The organism is Aurantimonas sp. 22II-16-19i, from assembly GCF_002088275.1.
In the GTDB taxonomy this organism is placed as follows: Bacteria; Pseudomonadota; Alphaproteobacteria; order Rhizobiales; family Rhizobiaceae; genus Jiella.
Map to the genome: position 1 here is coordinate 22,190 of NZ_AQQS01000024.1, position 19,577 is coordinate 41,766.

Below are 19,577 nucleotides of genomic sequence, written 5' to 3' on the forward strand. Positions count from 1 at the left end.
TCAGTTCAGTTCTGCAAGGAAGGGTTCGAGCCGGCCGGTGTCGTCGGCCAGATCGAGCATCGAGAAGCGGTCGCGGATGAAGCGGGCGTCGCCCACATATTGCCGGTAGAGATCGGCCGGCAGCCCGAGATCAGCCGCGGTCAGCTTGCAGCCGGCGGCCGCCATGGCCGCGTGGAGCTCGTCATAGGGTCGCATCACGGAGGCGATCCGGGCGCGGATCTGCGGCCACTCGCGTCGCAGCCGCTCGTTCATCCGGGCCGCGCCTTCGGCGTCGAAGGCCTTCTTCGCGGTCTCGTTCGCCATCGTCTCGGCCATCGCCGTCCCGTAGCGCGCCGCGAGGCGCTCGCGGGGGACGAGCGTCGGCGCAATCTCCGGCGCGCTCTCCAGCGCCATCATCTCGTTCTGCAGCCGCGACATGGTCAGCGAGGCGACGCCCACCTGCTCGCCGTGGGAGGTGCCGGGATGGGCGGCGCCGGCGAACATGTCGATGCAGTGGGAGATCATGTGCTCGGCCATCGAGCCGACATGGGTGGTCCCGGTGAAGGAGGTGCCGGAGCCCATGATCGCCGAGACCCGCACGAGGCGGGCCAGCGCCTCGAAGTCGCCGTCGAGGAGCCGCGGCGCCAGCGCGATCATGTCGTCCTCGTCATAGGCTAGCAGCGTATAGGGCGTCTCGCTGTAGGGCGTGTCGAAGAGCATGTGCATCAGCAACCAGTCGACCTGCGAGGTGGTGCGGCAGACGACGTCGGCGAAGGCGGCCGAGACGAGGCGCGGCGGGCATTTCGCGATGATGCCGAGATCGAAGAAGACGCCCTTGGCAAAGTGGCAGGTGATCGACTTCTTGAAGCCGTCCACCGACACCGAGGCGGTCGGCGTGGTGTAGGCGTTCATCGGGCTGGTGGCGAAGACGCTGTATTCCCGGCCGTCCTCGAAGGTGGCGTATTTGCAGCCGTCGGAGATCGAGCCGGAGCCGATGGCGACGAGCACCTCGGCATCGGCGGTCGCCTCCGACAGGGCGCGGATCGCGGCGAGCTCGACCTTCGGCTTCTCCCAGAGATGCTCCGACACCGCCATGCCGTCCCGCTTCAGCGCGTCGACCACCCGTCCGCCGAGCGCCTCCCGGGTGAAGCTGTCATGGACGACGCAGATGCGCTTGTCTCCCCCATGGCAGGCCCGCACCAGCTCGGCCTCCCGCCCCTCCAGGCTGTCGGCGATCTCGATCACGTCGATCTCGATGCCCTTCCTCACCCCGTCATTGGGATCGAGCCAGCGGCCCGCCACGAGATCCTCGATGATGCCGAGGCGCGATTGTTTCGTCATGATGCTTCTTTCGAGACACGGTTCGCCAAAGCGACGAGGCGATGGTTGAGGTCGGCGGTCGCCGCATGGGCGGCGGCGAAGATGTCGCCGAGTTCGCCATAGGCGTCACCGCGAGCCGGATCGGGATCGATCTGCCGGGTCGGGCCGGACATCGCCGCCGCCGCGGCCTCGATGGACGGGAACCAGCCGGCGCCGGTGGCCGCGATCATGCCGGCGCCCAGCGCCGAGGCCTCCAGCGTGCCCGAGATGCAGAGCGGGCGGCCCGAGGCGTCGGCCAGCATCTGGCGCCACAGCGGCGAGTTGGCGCCGCCGCCGATGGCGACGTAGCGCTCGACGCTGCGGCCGGTGACCGCCTCGGTGCGGGCGGTGGCGGCGGCGAGCCACAGGGTGATGCCTTCGAGGATCGCCCGGTAGATGTGGGCCGGGCCGTGGCTGCCGGAGAGGCCGAGAATGGTGCCGCGGGTCTGCGAATCCCAGTGCGGATCCATGACGCCGCCCCACCAGGGCTGGACGAGGACCCCGGCGGAGCCGATCGGCAAGGCGGACGCCTCCGCCTCCAGCCGGTCGAAGATCGCGGGGTCGGCCCGCCCGCCCAAAAACTTGTCGACGAACCAGTTGATCAGGAAGGCGCCGCCGCGCAGGCAGTTTTCGAAGATGTAGCCGTCGCCTTGCGCGGCGATCTCGGTGCGGAAGGCGTCGGAGACGGCGAAGTCCGGCTGCCAGACGCCGGAGACGACCGCGGTGCCGAGATTGACATAGGCCTGGGCGGGATCGGTGCAGTTGGTGCCGAGGCCGGCGCATTGCCCGTCGCCGCCGCCGGCAAACACCGGGCAACCCTTCGGCAGCCCGGTCGCCGCCGCGGCCTCCGCCGTGATCTCGCCGAGGCGGGTTCCCGGCGCGTGGGTCTCAGGAAGCTTCTCCTCGGCAAGGTCGATCGCCTCGAGGATGGTCTTCGACCAAGCCTTCGCGCGGATGTCGAAGAGGGCGAAGGGATCGGCGCTCGACCAGCTGGTGCGGGCCTTGCCGCCGCAGAGGTCCATGACGAGCACGCTCTGGACGTCGGCGAACAGCGCGGTCCGGGCGTAGAGCTCCGGCTCGTGGGCCTGCATCCAGGCGAGGCGGTAGAGGCAGGGGATGATGTCGACGGGCCGGCCGGTGATCTCGTGGATCGTCCGGCGGCCGAGCCGGGCGGCGAGCGCCTCCACCTCGGCCGTCGCCCGTTCGTCGAGCCAGACCGTCGCCGGCCGCACCGAGCTGCCGTCGGCGGCCAGATGCGCCATGGTCTCGCGCTGGTTGGAGACGGCGAGGCCGACGATGCGCGCGGGATCGATCGCCGCCGTCAGCTGGGCGAGGGCGGCGCGGGCCGAGACCCGCCAGTCCGCCGGCTCCTGCTCGAACCAGCCGAAGCGCGGATTGGCCAGCGCGATCGGGGCGCGGCCCTCGGCAACGATCCTGCCCGCCCCGTCGAAGGCGATCGCCTTGGTGGACTGGGTCGAGGAATCGAGGCCGACGACGACGGGCTCCGCCATGGCCTCAGTACTCCTGGCGCGTCGGCGTGACGACCATTTCCTGGATCAGCACGTTCTGCGGCATGCGGTAGGCGAAGAGGATCATCTCGGCCACATGATCCGCCGAGATGCCGCCCTCGATCCGCTGCTTGTTGGCGCGGTAATTCGCCAGCGTATCGGGGTCGGTGACATGGTCGAGGACTTCCGTCTCGATGATGCCCGGCGACAGGACCACGACCCGCACGTCGTGGGGCGCGAGCTGGGCCCGCAGGGACTCCGAGATCGCGTGGACGAAGAACTTGGTGCCGCAATAGACGGTGTGGTCGGGATAGATCTTCCGGCCGGCGATCGAGCTCATCATGAAGATCGTGCCGCGGCGGCGCTCCTTCATGCCGTTCATCACCGGGTGGATCGAATTCATCACGCCCTTGGCGTTGATGTCGATGCTCTCGTCCCATTCCGCCGGGTCCTGGCGGAAGAGGTTGCCGAGCCGGGCGATGCCGGCATTGGCGAACATCACGTCGGTCGGGCCGAAGCGCTCCTCGGCGGCCGTCACGGCGGCGGCGACGGCATCGCGGTCGCGCACGTCGACCTCGGCGAGATGGGCGTTGGGCAGGTCCAGCTCTTCCATCCGGTCGCGCCGGCGGGCCATCAAGAGCAGCGGGTGGCCGTCCTTGGCGAAGGCGCGGGCGGTGGCGGCGCCGATCCCCGACGAGGCGCCGGTGATCGCGACGAGCGGTTTGTCGGTCATGGGTGCTGATCCGGTTGTTCGGTCTCTGGTTCGGTCGGGGCCTCAGCCTTGCGGGGACGGGGCATCCGGCGGGGTCCGATGGCCCGCCCGATCGGATCGGGCGGGCCCTGATGTGGGAGCGGTGGGGCGGCCGGCACTCCAGCCCGAGGGCGGGAGCGCCGGAGACAGGCGGCCCGGCCTATGGCCGCCGGGCCGGCCGCTCAGCCGGCGACGATGCCGTCGACCTTGACCTTGATCGCGTCCATCGCCGCCTTCGGGCTGTCGTACTCGCCGGCAAAGAAGCGGCCGAGCTCGACGGGGATGGTGTCGTTGGAGATCTCCGCCCATTCCGGCAGGTCCGGCTCGGAACCCATGTGGTTGGCGATGGTCTCGCGCACCGCGTCGAGATGGCGGGTCGTGCCGGCGATGCCGGGCTTGGCGTTGGCCTTGACCCGCGGGTCGTCATAGGCCGACTGGCGCGTCGGGCCGGTGCCGCCGCCAAGGACGGTGATCCAGACCTGGGTCTCCGGCGCCGTCGCCCACTGGGCGAAGAGCCAGGCGGCATCCGGGCTCTTGGCGTATTTCGACACGGCGAGGGACGAGCCGCCCTGGTGGCCGACGCCGGGGATCTCGCCGAAGCCGGTCTCTTCGACCGTGCGCAGGGAATTGGCCTTCGGCGGCACGGTCGCCTCCATCAGGCCGACGACGTTGGAGCCGCCCGGCGCATCCCAGGACGGGAAGAACTCGCCCCAGGAGATCAGCTGTCCGGCGATGCCCTGCGCCACCGACTGGCCCTGGCCGTCCCAGGTCCAGGAATCGACGGCGGCCGGCATGTTCTTCTTCAGCTCGATCCAGTAGTTCATCGCCTCGAGCCCGGCCTCGTCGTTGCCGGTGAAGGTCTTGTCCGGCCCGAAGATCGAGCCGCCATGGCTCCAGAGCCAGCAGGTCCAGTCGCATTCGAGGCTGTAGTGGCCGGACTTCATCTGGCCGGTCGTGCCGAAGATCTCCGGCCCCTTCGCTTGCTGGATCGCCTGGGCGTTGGAGAGATACTGGGCCATGGTCTCGGCCGGCTTCAGGCCGAGTTCCTCGTAGAGGTCGCGGCGGTACATCTGGACGAAGATCGGGATGTCGTAGGGCACGCCGACCATGACGCCGTCATACATCGAGATGCCGTCGACCAGCGCCGGCAGGAAGTCGTCGATGTTGTAGCCGGGCATGGCGAGGTTGGTGTCGGAGGCGTATTTCTCCCGCGGGTCGATGACGTCGCCGGAGAACGCCGCCATCCAGGACTGGTCGAGATAATAGAGGTCGTAGGTGCCGAGGCCCGAGGCGACGTCGAGGGTCAGCTTCTGCAGCACCTGCTCGAGCGGCAGCGTCTCGATCTCGACATTGATGCCGGTCATCTCGGTGAAATAGCCCTTCAGCGCCGAATTGATGGCGTTGGAGGGCGGCGTCGATTCCGTGGCGAGGCGCACGGTCTGGCCGGCGAAGGGCTTGCCGGCCTCCTTCAGCCAGTTGCTCATGTCCTCCGGCCACTGGATGTTCTCCTGCGCGGCGGCCGGGCTGATCAGGCCGAGCCCGCTGCGGGCAGACAGGTGCGACATGGCACCGAGCGCGCCGACGCCGAGCCCGAGATTGGCGGCCGAGCGCAGGAACGTCCTGCGGTCCATGCCGCCGCGCACGTAGCGGTCGGTGATCGATGCGAGCCAGAGCTTGCGATCCACTGGATTCATGGTCTTTCTCCTCCCAAATTCGCGGCCTCCCAGCCGCATCGAACGCACGGGATGTCAGGCCCCGTGCCAAGCCTGTCGCGATCTCCGCCGCCTTGCCTCGTTCGCCTCGTCCCGCCGCCTCGCCCCGGCAGGTCGTCTTGGCCGATCGTCGCCCGGGCGGCGGCCGTGCCGCCTCACTGCTTCAGCGAGCCGAGCGTCAGCCCGCGCACCAGATTGCGCTGGACGAGCAGGATGAAGACGAAGGCCGGGATCATCGCCGCCGTGCCCAGCGCCGCCATGTTGCCCCAGGCCGTGCCGGTCGAGGTGACGAAGGTCGAGGCTGCGACGGGCACCGTCTTGAACGCCGTCTGGGTGAGCGTCAGGACGAAGAGGAACTCGGTCCAGGAAAAGATGAAGCACAGGACCGCCGTCGCCGCGATGCCGCCCATCGCCATCGGCAGGACGATCTTGCGGAAGATCAGCACCCGGCTCGCCCCGTCGATCAGCGCCGCCTCGTCGATCTCCGTCGGGATGTCGTCGAAGAAGGATTTGAGCAGGAGAACGGCGAGCGGCATGTTCATCAGCGCATGGACGAGGATGATGCCGGTATAGGTGTCGAGCAGGCCGAAGCTCTTGTAGATGAAGAACATCGGGATCGCGATCGCCACCGGCGGCATCATCCGCGTCGACAGGACGAAGAAGACGAAGTGGTGCTGGCCGGGAATGCGCATCCGCGACAGGGCGTAGGAGGCGAGCGTCGCCACCACCACCGTCAGGAGCGTCGACAGGACGGCGATCACCACCGAGGCCCACAGGTTCGGCAGCATGTAGAAATTGCCGCCGCCGGGCAGCACCTCGAGCCCCTTCTCGAAGCCGAAGGAGAGGCCGAACACCTCCTCGAAGGACGACAGGTTCCAGTCGAAGTCGAAGAAGATCGGCGGCAGGGCGAAGATGTCGCGGTTCGGTTTGAAGGCGACGGTGATCCAGTAGTAGATCGGCAGCGCGAACAGGCCGACGACGAACCACGCCGCCAGAATCCGGAGCATGCGCTGGGAAGCGGTGCCGTTCATGGGTGATGCTCCCGAAGCGTCCCTGTCACCATTTCAGCCTCGCGACCCGCACGAAGACGTTGGCGGCAAGGACGATGATGACGAGGGTGAACAGGCTGAGCGCGGCGCCGTAGCCCCACTTGATGAACGAGAAGGTCTGCTGCCAGGCATAGAGCGACAGGGTGTAGGTCGCGGTGCCGGGGCCGCCGCTGGTCATCACATAGACGTAGTCGAAGGTGCGGAAGAGATCGATGCCGCGGATCAGCACCGCGATGGCGATCACCCGCCACATCATCGGCAGCGTCAGCCGGGTGAAGGTCTGGAAGGCGTTGGCGCCGTCGATCATGGCGCTCTCGAAGGGCTCCTTCGGCAGGGCCCGGAGCCCGGCGAGGAAGATCAGCACCATGAAGGGCGTCCATTGCCAGGTATCGGCGAGCATGACGCCCCACAGCGCCCAGGTGGGGCTGGACAGGATCACGCCGCCGGCCCCCATCAGCCCGAGGCTCTTCAGGACGAAGGGGATGAGGCCGAACTGGGCGTCCTCCATCAGGAGGAACATCATGCCGGTGATCGCCGGGGGCACGACCAGCGTCAGCGTCAGAACGCCGCGCAAGAGGCCGAAGCCCGGCTCGTCGGAGTCCAAGAGCAGCGCGATCGCCATGCCGAGCACCACCTGGATCACCAGGCAGATGCCGGTATAGGCGAGGGTCACCTGCAGCGCGTCCCACATCCGGGTGTCGGCGAACATGGTCGACCAGTTCTCCAGCCCGACATAGGCGAGCTGGCGCTTGCGCGGCAGGAACTCCTGGAAGCTCAGCCAGATATTGTAGAACAGCGGATAGATCGCGAAGGTCGCCAGGATGGCGACGAGCGGCATCAGCCACGGCCAGGGCGTGTCGGAGACGAACCGCCGGCGCTTCGGCGGCCCCATCGGCCGCGACGCCTTCGGCGCCACCGCAGCCGCCTTGCGGCGCTGCAGGTCCCCGGCCTGGCCGATCTCGAGGCCCGACCTGACGATCATCGCATCTGCACGGGCCAAGCCTGCTCCTCCCAGAACCGGACGGTCCAATGCGGGCTGGCCACCCGCAACTCCCATGCCGCAAGGGTTGCACAGGATATTTGGCTTGGCAAGATCAAATGATATCTCTAAGGATCATTCGATCGAACGCAGATTCGACTCCCGAATCCGGCCGCGTGCCGGCACCAGACCCGGCTGCGAATCCGCCTTCGGGGAGGCGAGAGTGAACCGGCGCCAGAGGACAGGCCGGCGACGGGCCGGTTCACGCATTGGCGGGGCGGCGCCCGCGACAGGCATGGGATCGAGCATGTGACGAAGCGGGAGGTCGAGGCTGCGAACGGGGCGCCAGAGGAGTGGCCGGAGCAGCTCGCTGTCCGCGCCGCCTGGTGCTACCACATGCTCGGCCTCACCCAGGCCCAGGTCGCCGAGCGCCTCGACATTCCGCGCATGCGCGTCAACCGGCTGCTCGCCCAGGCTCGCGAGCGCGGCCTCGTCAGCATCGAGATCCATTCCCGGCTGACCGAGAACATCGAGCTCGAGGAAGAGCTCTGCGAGCGCTTCGGCCTCGAACGGGCCCATGTCGTCCTCGCCGAGCCGCCGAATTTCGACCGGGAGGATCCCGCCCTCGCCGAGCTTCTCGGCCGCGTCGCCGCCCCGATCGTCGCCGGGCGCATCGTCCCCGGCATGACCATCGGCAGCGGCTGGGGCATCACGCTGAAGGGCATCGCCGCGGCGATGACCCAGCAGGCGCCGCGCGACATCTCGGTCGTCTCCATGGTGGGCTCGCTCAACCGGCGCTCGGCGGTGGACGTCTTCGAGGCGGCGACGCTGCTCGCCCAGAAGCTCTCGGCCGAGTGCTTCTACCTCGCCGGCCCGCTGATCTGCGACAGCGCTGAGAGCCGCCAGGCGATCATGGCGCAGCCGGCGCTGGAGGCGCTGATGGACCGGGCGCGCCGTGCCGACATGGCGCTCCTGTCGGTCGGCGGCCCGTCCACCGGCACCGTCAGCCAGGTCGGGCTGGTCGAGCCGGGCGAGCTGGCAGAACTGGTCGAAGCCGGCGCCGTCTGCAACTTTCTCGGCCACTATATCGACGCCAATGCCAAGGTCGTCGACCATCCGATCAACCACCGGGTCGTCGGGCTGAAGCCGGAAGAGCTGCAAGGCGTGCCGCGCCGCTTCATGGTGTCCGGCGGGCCGCTGAAGCTGCCGGGGATCCGCGCGGTCCTGCAAGCGGGCCTTGCCACCGAATTCGTCACCGACCAGGACACCGCCCGCCGGCTGATCGGCGGCTGAGCCCACCGGGCAGGGCGGCCCGGTGAGGGACGGGCCGCCCTGTCATCGTTTTCGCCACCGCGGGCCGCTCGGCCGGATCCCGCAAGACATCCACGGAAGAGGAGGAACAGCATGGAAGACGCAGAACGGGCGCTGCGCGGAGAGATCATCCGGGCCTGCCGGGAGATGGATCGCCGCGGCATCAACCAGGGCACCTCCGGCAACATCTCGGTGCGCTGGAAGGACGGCCTGCTGATCACGCCCTCGGGCCTCGCCTACGACACCATGGCGCCGGAGGACATCATCTTCCTCGCCATGGACGGCACGCCAAACGGGCCGCACAATCCCTCGTCCGAATGGCGCTTTCACCGGGACATTTTGCGCGAGCGGGCCGATTTCAACGCCGTCGTCCACGCCCATCCGGCCTATGCGACCGGCGTCGCCATCACCAACCGCGACGTGCCGGCGGTGCATTACATGATCGCCGCGGCGGGCGGCCCGACCCTGCGCTGCGCCCCCTACGCCACCTTCGGCACCGAGGAGCTGTCGCAAAACGCGCTGGCGGCGCTCGAGGATCGCTCCGCCTGCCTGCTCGCCAATCACGGCCTGATCGCCTGCGGCCCGACGCTTCCCAAGGCGGTGTGGCTGGCAGAAGAAATGGAGACGCTCTGCCGGCAATATGTCATCGCGCGGCAGGCCGGCGAGCCGGTCGTCCTCTCCGACGCCGAGATCGCTCACGTTAAGGAGAAGTTCAAGAGCTACGGCCCGAAGCGCAAGGACGCCAGCTGAGCGGCGGGCCGCCGGACTTTCGGTCGGCGCCCGGGTGCGCTTGGCGCCCGGGTCCGTTCAACCCTCCGGCACCTCCCCGCCGGCACCCGCGTCCGCGCCCACCAGCCGGAGCGAGCCGTCGGCATCGACCGACGTCCGCAGCGCCTCGTAGTTGCGGGCGCTCGGATGGCGGGTCGCGACGTGGTTGTGCTGGAAGCCGGTGATCACCAGCACCGCGGCGCCCGCCGCCTCCGCCGCCGCGATCCCGGCGAGGCTGTCCTCGAAGACCAGGCAGCTCTCGATCGCAACGCCGAGGCGCTCCGCCGCCATCAGGAAGCCATCGGGAGCCGGCTTACCATTGACAACATCCTCCGCCGCGACGACGAGCCCCGGCACCGGCAGTCCGGCCGCCTGCATCCGCCGGATCGCCAGCCGCCGCGGCGCCGAGGTGACGAGGGCCCAGCGGTCCTCGGGCAACGACGCCAGAAAGGCGGCGACGCCGCCCGCGGCCTCGATGCCGGCGGTGTCGTCCATCTCCGCCTCCAGCACCCAGTCGGCCTCGCGCTCGACATCGACGCCGTCGAGCCTCTGCGCGGCGACGGTGTCCACCGCCCGCTTGCCATGGATGGTCGGCAGGAAGCGCTCGACGTCGAGCCCATGGCGCTCGGCCCAACGCGCCCAGACCCGCTCGGCGGCGGCGATCGAGGTGAGGATGGTGCCGTCCATGTCGAAGAGGAAGGCGGCGTAGCGGTCCGGCTGATGCATGGGTTCGACAGTCTCGGGTGAGGGTTCGGATCAAGGCGGACGGAGAATAGCGCCCTTCGGGCCCTCGTCATCTTCGGCTGCCGGCGAAGGGGACGCCAGCCCGGATGCATCGTCATCCCCGGCTTCGTCCAGGCCGCCTTCGCCCCTCATGGCCTCTCCGGGATCGATGCTCCCTCGTCGGTCTGACGGTTCGGGCCGGTCGACGCGCCGGGTCGGCCCCGAGGCCGCGACGTCCTGAGAGCATGATCTTGAAAAGTGGGAACCGGTTTTCGGGAAAGATCATGCGGCAACAATAAGATGGAGCGGTATGGCGATCGAAGCTGATCTCATCCCGCTCTACCCGGCGCTCAGCTTCTCCAGGATCGCCGAGAAATCCTTGCCCTTGCCGCCGCCCTCGACGAACGCCTTGTAGACGTCCCGCGCATGCCGGCCGAGTTCGGTCGCCGCGCCGTTCGTCTCGGCGGCCGTCTGGGACAAATCGAGGTCCTTCAGCATCAGCTCGGCGGCAAATCCCGGCCTGTAGCCGCGGTCGGCCGGGCTTTCCGGGCCGACGCCCGGCGCCGGGCAGTAGGTGTTCAGCGACCAGCAGGACCCCGAGGAGGTCGAGGCGACGTCGAACATCGCCTGGCGGTCGAGGCCGAGCTTGTCTGCGAGGTGGAAGGCCTCGCAGACGCCGATCATCGAGATGCCGAGGATCATGTTGTTGCAGATCTTCGCCGCCTGGCCGGCGCCGGCCTCGCCGCAATGCACCGCCTTCGCGCCCATGATCTCGAAGAGCGGCCGGCCCTTGGCGAAGGCGGCCTCCGACCCGCCGACCATGAAGGTCAGCGTGCCCGCCGCAGCGCCTCCCGTTCCCCCGGAGACCGGCGCGTCGAGGGACATCAGCCCCTTTTCGCCGGCCATATCGTGCACCGCCCGGGCGCTCTCGACGTCGATGGTCGAGCAGTCGATGATGAGCGTCTCCGGATCGGCGGCGGCGATGATCGCCGCATGCACCGTCCGCACGATCGCGCCGTTCGGCAGCATGGTGACGACCACCTCGCAGCCCCTCACGGCATCCTCCATGGCGGCGGCTTGCGTCACGCCCTCGACGCTCACCCCCGCCGTGTCGAAGCCGGCGACCTCGTGGCCCGCCTCGGCGAGGTTCTTCGCCATCGGCGCGCCCATGTTGCCGAGCCCGATGAAACCGATCTTCATGCTGTCCTCCCAGGGTCGTTCTGCGGAGCGGGCGGTCTTCCCGGCGCGCCGCTTTCCTTATCGATCATTCCTCGCGCGTCGGTCCGCGTGCAACGCCTTGCTCAGAACGTCAGCTCGTCGTCGCCGAGCGGCGCCAGCATCGCCGTCACCTGTTCGTGCGGCAGATCCTCTAACCGTTGCGTCGACCAGCGCGGCGCCTTGTCCTTGTCGATCACCACCGCGCGGGTTCCTTCCAGAATGTCGCCCATGGTCTGGGCGCGAAAGGTGTAGCGATATTCGCGGGTGAGCGCCGTCTCGATCGACGGGGCGGCCCTTGCCGCACGCACCAGTTCGAGGGTGACGGCCAGCGACAGCGGCGAGCCGCGGCGGATCGTCTTCGCCGTGGCAGCGGCGAATTCGCCGCCGTCGGCCTCCAGCGCGGCGAGGATCGCGGCGGTGTCGGGAAGGGCGAAGAATCGGTCGATCGCCTCCATCCGGTCCGGCAGCTCGCCCGGCTCGGGCGTCTCGAACAGGTCCTCGATCGCGCCGAGATCGCCGCTCGCCGAAAGCCGCTCCACCGCCTCGCCCATCCTCTCCGAGGGCATGAAGCGATCGGCAAAGCCGGCGAGGATCGCGTCGGCGGCCTTCATGCGGAAGCCGGTGAGGCCGAGATATTCGCCGAGCCGGCCGGGCCCCTCGCCGAGCACCAGCGTACCGCCGACGTCGGGGATCAGGCCGATGCCGCATTCGGGCATCGCCACCATCGAGCGCTCGGAGACGATCCGCAGCCGGCCATGGGCCGAAAGCCCGACGCCGCCGCCCATGACGATGCCGTCCATCATCGCCACATAGGGCTTGGGATAATGGGCGATCTGCCGGTTCAGCCGGTATTCGTCGGCAAAGAAGCGGCGCGCCGTGTCGAACCGGCCGGCCTTGCCCTCGTGATAGAGCGCCGCGATGTCGCCGCCGGCGCAGAACGCCTTGTCGCCGGCCGCGTCGATCACCACCAGATCGACTGAATCGTCGCCGGCCCAGGCCTCCAGCGCCGCCGCGATGGCGAGCGCCATGTCGTGGTCGAGGGCGTTCAGCGCCTTCGGCTTGTTCAGCGTGATGCGGCCGGCCCGGCCGGTTTTTTCGATGAGGACGCCCGCCGCCTCGCTGTCCGTGCGTTGCAAGACCCCTGCTCCCTCTTCTTCGTCACCGGTTGGCGTTGGCGGCAACATGTCGCCGGTGGCCCGGCTTGTCCATCGGCTGGACTGCGCGAATGTGCCCCTCGATGGACAAGCCGGCCGCCCGCCCCGGTCGGGCGCCTCGATCCGGCGCAACCAGCGGGATCGACAGGCGGCCCCGCCACCCGGTATCGAAGTCCTCATTTAGGAACAACGGAGCAGGGTGGGCGTGACGCAGGACGACAGGGCAGGGCCGGGCAATGACGAGGGGCGCCTCGATCCACGGCGGGCCGAGGCGTTCATTCTCGCCAACACCGCCGTATCCCGGCCGCCCCATGTGCCCGAAATCGCGCTCCGCCTCGCCTCGGAAGCCCACGAGCTCTGGCAGAAGACCGAGGAGGAACTCGCCGAGCTCGGCCTGCCGCCGCCCTTCTGGGCGTTTGCCTGGGCCGGCGGCCAGGGTCTGGCGCGCTATCTGATCGATCACCCCGAAGCCGCCGCCGGCCGCTCCGTCGTCGATTTTGCATCCGGTTCCGGCCTCGTCGCCATCGCCGCGCTGATGGCCGGGGCGGCATCGGTCACCGCCGCCGACATCGACCCGTTCGCCGCGGCCGCCTTGAAGCTCAATCTGGCCCTGAACGTCGCAGCCGGCGCCCCCCGCGGATCGATCGGCTTTCGCGGCGACGATCTCGTCGGCCGGCCGGTGGAGGCCAACCTCGTCCTCGCCGGCGACGTCTTCTACGACCGCGACATGGCCCGCGCCGTCACCCCCTGGTTCGACGCGCTGGTGCGGAACGGCGTCGCGGTTCTCGTCGGAGATCCGGGGCGGGCCTATCTGCCGCGGGAGCGGCTGGACCGGCTCGCCGAATATGAAGTGCCGGTCAGCCGGGCGCTGGAGGACCAGGAGATCAAGCGCGTCGCCGTCTGGCGGTGGCGCGCGCCGGCCTGACGCGGCTCGCCCGTCTGCCGGCCCGTCTTCGCCCGCTCGCCGATGGCTGCGTCCCATAACGGTCAGTTGACGAAACGCCCATGCTCTCGCAAGCTCCGACGCGGGGAAAGCGAGGGGGCTGGGATCGATGTCGCTGACGACGGTCGATACTTTCGCCATCGTCCTGGCCACGGTGGTCTCGATGATCGTCGGAACGATCTGGTACACGGCGCTGGCCCGCAGCTGGCGACGGGCGTCGCGTTTCGATCTACTGGGCGACCCGGAGCGCCACGGCAACATCGCTCTCGCCGCGGCCGCGCAAGGCGTCATGGCGACGGTGTTCTCGCTGCTCCTCGCCCATTTCGAAACCGTCACCCTTCTCGATGCGCTGCTTTCCGCGGTGTTCCTCTGGCTCGGTTTCGTCGCCACGACCGTCCTCGTCAACCGCCGCTTCCAGGGCTTCGGCTGGGACCTGCCCCTCATCGAGGCCGGCCATTGGCTGGTCGTGCTGCTCGGCCAGGGTCTCGTCTTCGGATCGTTCTGACCGGATCGGCCGGACGAAGGCCGCTTGCGTGGCTGGCGTCCCGCGGTAACGATGGAAATGGCAGATGCCGGGGCGCAGAAAAAGAAGGCGCCAGCCCCAAGGCGTCGTCGGTCTCGGGCCCCGTCCCCACCGCCTTCACACGTCTCGCCTGATCGCTCGATGCGGATGCTGAGTTCAGCCCCGTCGCGAACCGCTATGACATGTTCTCTTTCAGGTGCTTACGCTACCGCGCCGCATCCTCGGGCTTGTCCAGAGGATGCGACGCGGGTTGATGGCCGGGCGCTTCGCGGTCGAGGGCCATTCTGCGAGGATTCTGTCGCCGAGCCGGCGGTAGATCCTCGGGACGAGCCCTACGAGATTCACACATTTCGGAGGGGCTTCGTTTGCAATCCGATGCCAGGCGGCGTTTCCGGGAACGAATGGTGGCGAAACCTCGCAGCCTCGTCGTTCTCGGGCTCCGTCCCGAGAATCCAGGGGCACCCGCCGCAACATTGCCGCTTGCGCCTTCAGGAGCTGAAGCCGATCGCGCTCGACGATCTCTGGATTCTCGGGACGGGGTCCGAGAATGACGACGCGTTGGGGCTGGCACCTTCTCTTTTCGGCGCCCCGGTGCATTCGATTTCCATCGTAAGACGCTGGCTTGGAGGAGCTTTTCGAGATGTGTGAATACTGTGGGGACAAGCCCGAGGCCGTAGGTCAATCTCCTTTCGGGCACGAACGATCCGCCGCCTGTTCTCCGGTTCGTCGTCGCAGAACCGGTCAAAGCATGAAAGCTTCGTCATCCCGGGCTTGACCCGGGATCCATTCCTCTGCCCTGGAACCAGCCGATCGCTCCAGAAGATTCAACGACTTCGGAGCGGTCTGTCGCTGCGGCGTCGATGATTTGGAATGGATCCCGGCTCGGGGGCCGGGACGACGAAGCTTCAAGTCTTGAGACCACCCTTCATTGCAGACCTGCCGTGGCATCGACTTCTCACGGTTGAGCCATCGGCACGATCCAGGACTCGCGGAACCCCAGACTGACAGAGTTCGTCACCTCAGAACACGAAGTCGTTCGCGTCGAGATCGGCGATGTTCACGCCGGCGAGCGTGATGGTGTTGCCGGCCCCGTCGGCGATGACGGCATTGGCGCCGCTCTGGCTGAGATGGCTGGCCGCAAGGTCGGCGAAGCCGGTGATCGCCGTGACGTCCCGGAGGTCGATGCGCTCGAAATTGTTGAGCGCCTCGAAGTCGGTGATGGTGTCGTTGCCGAAGCCGTTGGCGAAGACGAAAGTGTCGGCATTGGTGCCGCCCGTCAGCTGGTCGTTGCCGGCGCCGCCGATCAGCGTGTCGAAGCCGGCCTCGCCGGAGAGCCGGTCGGCGCCGATGCCGCCCGTGAGCGTGTCGTTGCCGTTGCGGCCATAGAGCCAGTCATTGCCGTTGCCGCCGTCGATGGCGTTGTCCGCCGCGTCGCCCCGCAGGTTGTCGGCCGCTCCCGAGCCGAGGAGGTTCTCGATCGAGACATAGACGTCGCCTGCCGCCTCGCCGGTGTTGAGAGCGGCATTGGCGAGATCGGCGAGGACGGGGCCGGCGGCGTAGATGTAGGACGCCGTGTCGTTGCCGGCGCCGCCGTTGAGGGTGTCTGCGCCGAGGCCGCCTTCCAGCCGGTCGTTGCCTTCCCCGCCGATCAGCGAATCGTTGCCGCCCCGCCCGAACAGCCAGTCGTTGCCGAGGTGGCCGTCGATGCGGTTGGCGCCGTCGTCACCGCGCATGTTGTCGTTGAAGATCGAGCCGAAGAGGTTCTCGATCGACGTGTAGCTGTCGCCCGCGGCGTCGCCCGAATTGACGTTGGCCGAAACGAGATCGGCGAGGACGGCCCCCGAGGCAAAGGCGTAGTAGGCGGTGTCGGTCCCGCCGCCGCCATTGAGGACGTCGCCGCCGGCACCCCCGTCGAGGCGGTCGTCGCCGAGGCCGCCGAACAGCCGGTCGGCGCCGGCGTCTCCCGCCATGACGTCGTTGCCATTGTTGCCGGCGATGACGTTGTCGCCCGCATCGCCGCGCAGATTGTCGTTGAAGTTGGAGCCGGCGATGTTCTCGACCTGGGCATAGGTGTCGCCGGCGGCTTCGCCGACATTGCGGGAGGCATCGCTGAGGTCGACGAGCACCGCGCGATCCGCCCCGAGATAGCTCGCGGCGTCGGAGCCGGTCCCGCCATTGAGGACATCCGCCCCGAGCCCGCCGACCAGCGTGTCGTCGCCGCCCCGGCCGAACAGCCGGTCGTCGCCGAGGCCGCCGGTCACCACATTGGCCGCGTCGTCGCCGCGCAGATTATCGTTGAAGTTGGAGCCGGAGAGGTTCTCGATCAGATAGTAGCGGTCCCCGGCCGCGTCGCCGGTGTTGATCGAGGTCACCAGGAGGTCGGCAATGACGCCGGCACTCGCCGAACCATAGGAGGCGGTGTCCACGCCGGCATTGCCGAACAGCCTGTCCGCATCCGCCCCGCCGTCGAGGATGTCGTCTCCGTCACCGCCCGAAAGCGTGTCGAGACCCGCGTCGCCGAACAGCGTGTCGATGTTGAAATCGCCATAGAGGAAGTCGTTGCCGTTGCCGCCGTGGAGATCGTCGAAGCCGGCATAACCGCGCAGGAGGTCGTCTCCGTCGCCGCCCTCGATGCGGTTGTTCTCGATGCTTCCGAGGAGCGCATCGTTGCTCGACGAGCCGATCAGGTTCTCGATCGAGATCAGCGTGTCGCCGGTCGCGTCGCCGCTATAGGCGATGTTGCCGCCGAGATTGACGCGGACGGCGAGCGAACCGGAATAGCTCGCCGTGTCGATGCCCGATCCGCCGTCGAGGGTGTCGCCGCCGCGCCCGCCATTCAGGATGTCGTTGCCCGATCCGCCGCTGAGATTGTCGAGGCCGTCGCCCCCTGAGAGCACGTCGTCGCCCCGCCCGCCGGACAGGCCGTCGTCGCCGTCGTCGCCCATCAGGATGTCGTCGCCGCCATTGCCGGTGATGGAATCGTTGCCGGCGCCGCCGGAGAGGACGTCGTCGCCCTCCTGGGTCGGAGCGTTCTCGAGGTCGAGCGAGACCTGGACCGAGGTCATGGCCGGGTCCGAGGCGATCAGCTTGACGGTGACCTGGTCGCTGGCGGTGGTGGAAAGGCCGTCGAGCGTCACGTCGTATTGCAGGCCGAGCGGCGTGATGGTGAAGCCGTCGGGGGTGATGGTGCGAACGAGCTGGTTGTTGACGTAGACCTCCAGCCGCTCGATCTCGCTCGTCGCCACCGCCGAACCGGTGAGGCCGGCCGTCAGGGTGGAGGGCGTCAGGACGCGCTCGGCGGAATTGTTGGCGATGCCATCGTCGACGAGGTCGAGATCGGAAAGCACCGCGCCGTTGCCGAGGCCGATCGAGCGGATTTCGGCGTCGAGGCCGTTGGCCGCCAGCAGCGTCGCGACCTCGTCGGTGAAGCTGCCGCCATCATTGTTGCCGCCGTCCGAGATGAAGAAGACGCGGTTTTCGCCGGCACCGGCGTTCTGGAGGGCGACGATCGTCTGCTGCAGGGCGGCCTCGAAATCCGTGCTGCCGCCATCGTCGAGCGCGCGCAGGGCATTCGACACGCCGCTGCCGGCCGTCCCCTGGTAGGAGATCGACGCGTTGGACTGGAACGGCACGATCGACACCTGCGACGTCCCGAGACCGGCATTGACGATCGAGGCGTTCAGCGCCTCGAAGGCCGCGATGGTGCCGTCCATGAGGGTGTTGGACGAGCCGTCGCCATTCAGGTCGCCGACCGTCTCCGAGCCGGTGAAGGGGTCGGCCATCGAGCCGGAGACGTCGATGACGTAGACGATGTTGAAGTCGCTGTTCTGGATGAGATTGCGGCTGATGAAGCCGGAGATCTCGATCTCGTCGGAATCCGACGCATCCGGCAGCGTAACGGACAGTGCGAGATTCTGCTGCGTCGAGGGAACGACGACGCTGTCTGCGGCGGTCTGCGACAGGCTGCCGTCGCCGGTGATGACGTCGTTGCCGTCGCCGCCATCGACGACGTCATTGCCGCCGCCGGCGTCGATTTCGTCGTCGCCATCAGCCCCGAGGAGCACGTCGTCGCCGGCCAGCCCCTCGATGACGTCGTCGAGTTCGCTGCCGATGATGAGGTCGCGATCCTCGGTGCCGATCAGCGGGTCGGCACTGACGCCGAGCTGGAAGGTGGAGATGCCGGAATCGCTGAAGCCGCCGGCGATCAGGAAGGACAGGCCGTCAATCTCGGCGGCAGCGACGGACAGCACGTTGTTGAGGTTGAGACTGGCATTCTCGCTGTCGAACACCGTATCGATGTGGGTCAGCGAGCCGTCCGAGCCGACCCGGAAATAGCTCAGCGCATCGCCATTGCCGCTGCCGGTGGCCAGGAACGTTTCGCCGCCGAGGGTAAAGGTCTCCAGGGCGAAGACGCCGTCGAGCCCGAGGCCCGTCGCGTTGGCGAGGTTGAAGACGTTGGTCAGCGTGCCGTTGGCGGCGACCGAGAAGACGCTGATGCCATCGTCGTTCGTGCCCGCGACGAACAGATAGGTGGTGCCGCCGACGACGGCGGTCTCGACACCCGTGGCTCCGGCGAGTTCCAGATCGCCGCTGTCGGCGAGGCCCTGGACCAGGGTCATGTTGCCGAAGGGATTGATCCGGAAGGAGGTGATGGCGGATTCCGAATTGCCGGTCACGAAGATGTAGGTGTTCGCGCCGATCGTCGCCGAAGCCACGTCATAGGCGCCGTCGAGCCCGTAGCCGAGATTGGCCGCGTCGTCGAAGCTGACGGTGTTGGTCAGGGTGCCGTCGGCGCCGATGCGGAAGATGCTGAGGCCATCGTCGAGATAGCCGGTGGCGATCAGGAAGTCGTTGCCGCCGACATTGACGATCTCCATCCGCCCGTAGGTGCCGTCGAGCTCCAGCGTGCCGGTGCCGTCGTCCTGCACCGTGCCGACGACGGAGAGCGTCCCGTCGGCCGCCACCTCGAAGGCGGTGATCGCATCGTCGTAATAGGCATTGGCGTAGAGGAACGTCCGCGCCCCCACCGTCACCGACGTCAGGCTGCCGGCGCCATCCAGAAGCTGCGTGGTCGAATCGTCGACATAGAAGGAGATCGGCGCCAGCGAACCGTCCGGCAGGAGCTCGAAGGCGCTCACGCCGTCGTCATACTCGCCTGCCGTGTATACGAAGACCCTGTCGCCCACATAGACGACCTCGATGCCGCGAACGCCGGAGAGCTCGAGGCTCGCATCGTCGCGAAGGTTGAACCGGTTGATCAGGTCGGTGCGGGTGGTTTGCGGCGCCATCGAGCCCTCCAGAATCATCGTCATTTTTGCCGCCGGAACCGGTCGGCGTCTGCCCCGAGGTCATCGATATCACGTAACGTCAGTGAGACAACCGGTAAAATCGCTGGTTGGTTAGCCGGCCGGGGAAGCCCCGCCGCCCGAGGGACGCAACCCGGCACCGCATGGCGTGCGCGAGGAACGGCCATCCTCCGCAAACCGGATCGATCGTGTCGTTGGCAATGCTTGCAACCGGAAGGTGGGAGTGTTGGCGCCGCCGCAGCCTCGATTCGCCAGGCTGTCCCGGACCCTTGCGTATGCGCTGCAAGCTTGCCG

At 68.1% G+C, this 19,577-nt stretch carries 14 protein-coding genes; 4 read left to right on the forward strand and 10 right to left on the reverse strand.

Features of this window, described 5'->3' with window-relative positions:
• The 6 genes from ATO4_RS17740 to ATO4_RS17765 all read right to left on the reverse strand — a co-directional run bounded on the left by ATO4_RS17740 (position 1) and on the right by ATO4_RS17765 (position 7,358).
• A complete protein-coding gene (locus ATO4_RS17740; RefSeq protein ID WP_083592876.1) occupies positions 1–1,320 on the reverse strand; it encodes an iron-containing alcohol dehydrogenase in 1,320 nt (439 codons plus the stop codon).
• The gene (locus tag ATO4_RS17745; RefSeq protein ID WP_083592877.1) at positions 1,317–2,849 is read right to left on the reverse strand and encodes an FGGY-family carbohydrate kinase; all 1,533 of its coding nucleotides are present in this window, start codon (positions 2,847–2,849) and stop codon (positions 1,317–1,319) included. The genes ATO4_RS17740 and ATO4_RS17745 overlap by 4 nt, the downstream gene beginning before the upstream one ends.
• Before the next feature lie 4 nt (positions 2,850–2,853).
• Entirely contained in the window at positions 2,854–3,579 is a 726-nt protein-coding gene (locus ATO4_RS17750) for an SDR family oxidoreductase (RefSeq protein WP_083592878.1), read from the reverse strand.
• A 200-nt stretch (positions 3,580–3,779) separates the two neighbouring features.
• The gene (locus ATO4_RS17755) at positions 3,780–5,291 is read right to left on the reverse strand and encodes an extracellular solute-binding protein (protein WP_083592879.1); all 1,512 of its coding nucleotides are present in this window, start codon (positions 5,289–5,291) and stop codon (positions 3,780–3,782) included.
• A 173-nt stretch (positions 5,292–5,464) separates the two neighbouring features.
• The gene (locus ATO4_RS17760; protein ID WP_083592880.1) at positions 5,465–6,340 is read right to left on the reverse strand and encodes a carbohydrate ABC transporter permease; all 876 of its coding nucleotides are present in this window, start codon (positions 6,338–6,340) and stop codon (positions 5,465–5,467) included.
• A 25-nt stretch (positions 6,341–6,365) separates the two neighbouring features.
• Positions 6,366–7,358, reverse strand: coding sequence for a sugar ABC transporter permease (locus ATO4_RS17765; protein WP_245308807.1), 993 nt, complete (start codon positions 7,356–7,358; stop codon positions 6,366–6,368).
• A 288-nt stretch (positions 7,359–7,646) separates the two neighbouring features.
• On the opposite strand from ATO4_RS17765, the gene ATO4_RS17770 reads away from it, so the two are divergent.
• Positions 7,647–8,630, forward strand: coding sequence for a sugar-binding transcriptional regulator (locus ATO4_RS17770; protein WP_083592881.1), 984 nt, complete (start codon positions 7,647–7,649; stop codon positions 8,628–8,630).
• 111 nt (positions 8,631–8,741) lie between these two features.
• The gene (locus ATO4_RS17775) at positions 8,742–9,398 is read left to right on the forward strand and encodes a class II aldolase/adducin family protein (protein ID WP_083592882.1); all 657 of its coding nucleotides are present in this window, start codon (positions 8,742–8,744) and stop codon (positions 9,396–9,398) included.
• 57 nt (positions 9,399–9,455) lie between these two features.
• Here the strand turns inward: ATO4_RS17775 and ATO4_RS17780 are convergent, their stop codons facing one another.
• The 3 genes from ATO4_RS17780 to ATO4_RS17790 form a co-directional block, all read right to left on the reverse strand.
• Positions 9,456–10,142 (reverse strand): HAD-IA family hydrolase, encoded by a 687-nt coding sequence (locus ATO4_RS17780; RefSeq protein ID WP_083592883.1) that lies wholly within the window; start codon positions 10,140–10,142, stop codon positions 9,456–9,458.
• Positions 10,143–10,478: 336 nt separating this feature from the next.
• On the reverse strand, positions 10,479–11,339 hold the full coding sequence (mmsB, locus tag ATO4_RS17785; protein ID WP_083592884.1) for a 3-hydroxyisobutyrate dehydrogenase: 861 nt from the start codon (positions 11,337–11,339) through the stop codon (positions 10,479–10,481).
• A gap of 101 nt (positions 11,340–11,440) precedes the next feature.
• On the reverse strand, positions 11,441–12,493 hold the full coding sequence (locus ATO4_RS17790) for an enoyl-CoA hydratase/isomerase family protein (RefSeq protein ID WP_245308808.1): 1,053 nt from the start codon (positions 12,491–12,493) through the stop codon (positions 11,441–11,443).
• A 295-nt stretch (positions 12,494–12,788) separates the two neighbouring features.
• On the opposite strand from ATO4_RS17790, the gene ATO4_RS17795 reads away from it, so the two are divergent.
• Together ATO4_RS17795 and ATO4_RS17800 are read left to right on the forward strand one after the other, a co-directional pair.
• Entirely contained in the window at positions 12,789–13,436 is a 648-nt protein-coding gene (locus ATO4_RS17795) for a 50S ribosomal protein L11 methyltransferase (protein WP_245308818.1), read from the forward strand.
• Between the two features lie 127 nt (positions 13,437–13,563).
• Positions 13,564–13,959 (forward strand): DUF1761 domain-containing protein, encoded by a 396-nt coding sequence (locus ATO4_RS17800; protein ID WP_083592886.1) that lies wholly within the window; start codon positions 13,564–13,566, stop codon positions 13,957–13,959.
• A gap of 1,037 nt (positions 13,960–14,996) precedes the next feature.
• On the opposite strand, the gene ATO4_RS27270 is transcribed toward ATO4_RS17800, so the two are convergent.
• Positions 14,997–19,289 carry a VWA domain-containing protein gene (locus tag ATO4_RS27270; protein WP_139802528.1) on the reverse strand — a complete coding sequence of 1,431 codons (4,293 nt, stop codon included), beginning with the start codon at positions 19,287–19,289 and terminating at the stop codon, positions 14,997–14,999.
• Between the last annotated feature and the right edge of the window lie 288 nt (positions 19,290–19,577).

What these genes read in the sequence shown, in the direction of transcription:
- ATO4_RS17740 (WP_083592876.1), bottom strand. Translation starts at nt 1,320, where the DNA reads ATGACGAAACAATCGCGCCTCGGCATCATCGAGGATCTCGTGGCGGGC.
- ATO4_RS17745 (WP_083592877.1), bottom strand. Translation starts at nt 2,849, where the DNA reads ATGGCGGAGCCCGTCGTCGTCGGCCTCGATTCCTCGACCCAGTCCACC.
- ATO4_RS17750 (WP_083592878.1), bottom strand. Translation starts at nt 3,579, where the DNA reads ATGACCGACAAACCGCTCGTCGCGATCACCGGCGCCTCGTCGGGGATC.
- ATO4_RS17755 (WP_083592879.1), bottom strand. Translation starts at nt 5,291, where the DNA reads ATGAATCCAGTGGATCGCAAGCTCTGGCTCGCATCGATCACCGACCGC.
- ATO4_RS17760 (WP_083592880.1), bottom strand. Translation starts at nt 6,340, where the DNA reads ATGAACGGCACCGCTTCCCAGCGCATGCTCCGGATTCTGGCGGCGTGG.
- ATO4_RS17775 (WP_083592882.1), top strand. Translation starts at nt 8,742, where the DNA reads ATGGAAGACGCAGAACGGGCGCTGCGCGGAGAGATCATCCGGGCCTGC.
- ATO4_RS17780 (WP_083592883.1), bottom strand. Translation starts at nt 10,142, where the DNA reads ATGCATCAGCCGGACCGCTACGCCGCCTTCCTCTTCGACATGGACGGC.
- mmsB (WP_083592884.1), bottom strand. Translation starts at nt 11,339, where the DNA reads ATGAAGATCGGTTTCATCGGGCTCGGCAACATGGGCGCGCCGATGGCG.
- ATO4_RS17800 (WP_083592886.1), top strand. Translation starts at nt 13,564, where the DNA reads ATGTCGCTGACGACGGTCGATACTTTCGCCATCGTCCTGGCCACGGTG.
- ATO4_RS27270 (WP_139802528.1), bottom strand. Translation starts at nt 19,289, where the DNA reads ATGACGATGATTCTGGAGGGCTCGATGGCGCCGCAAACCACCCGCACC.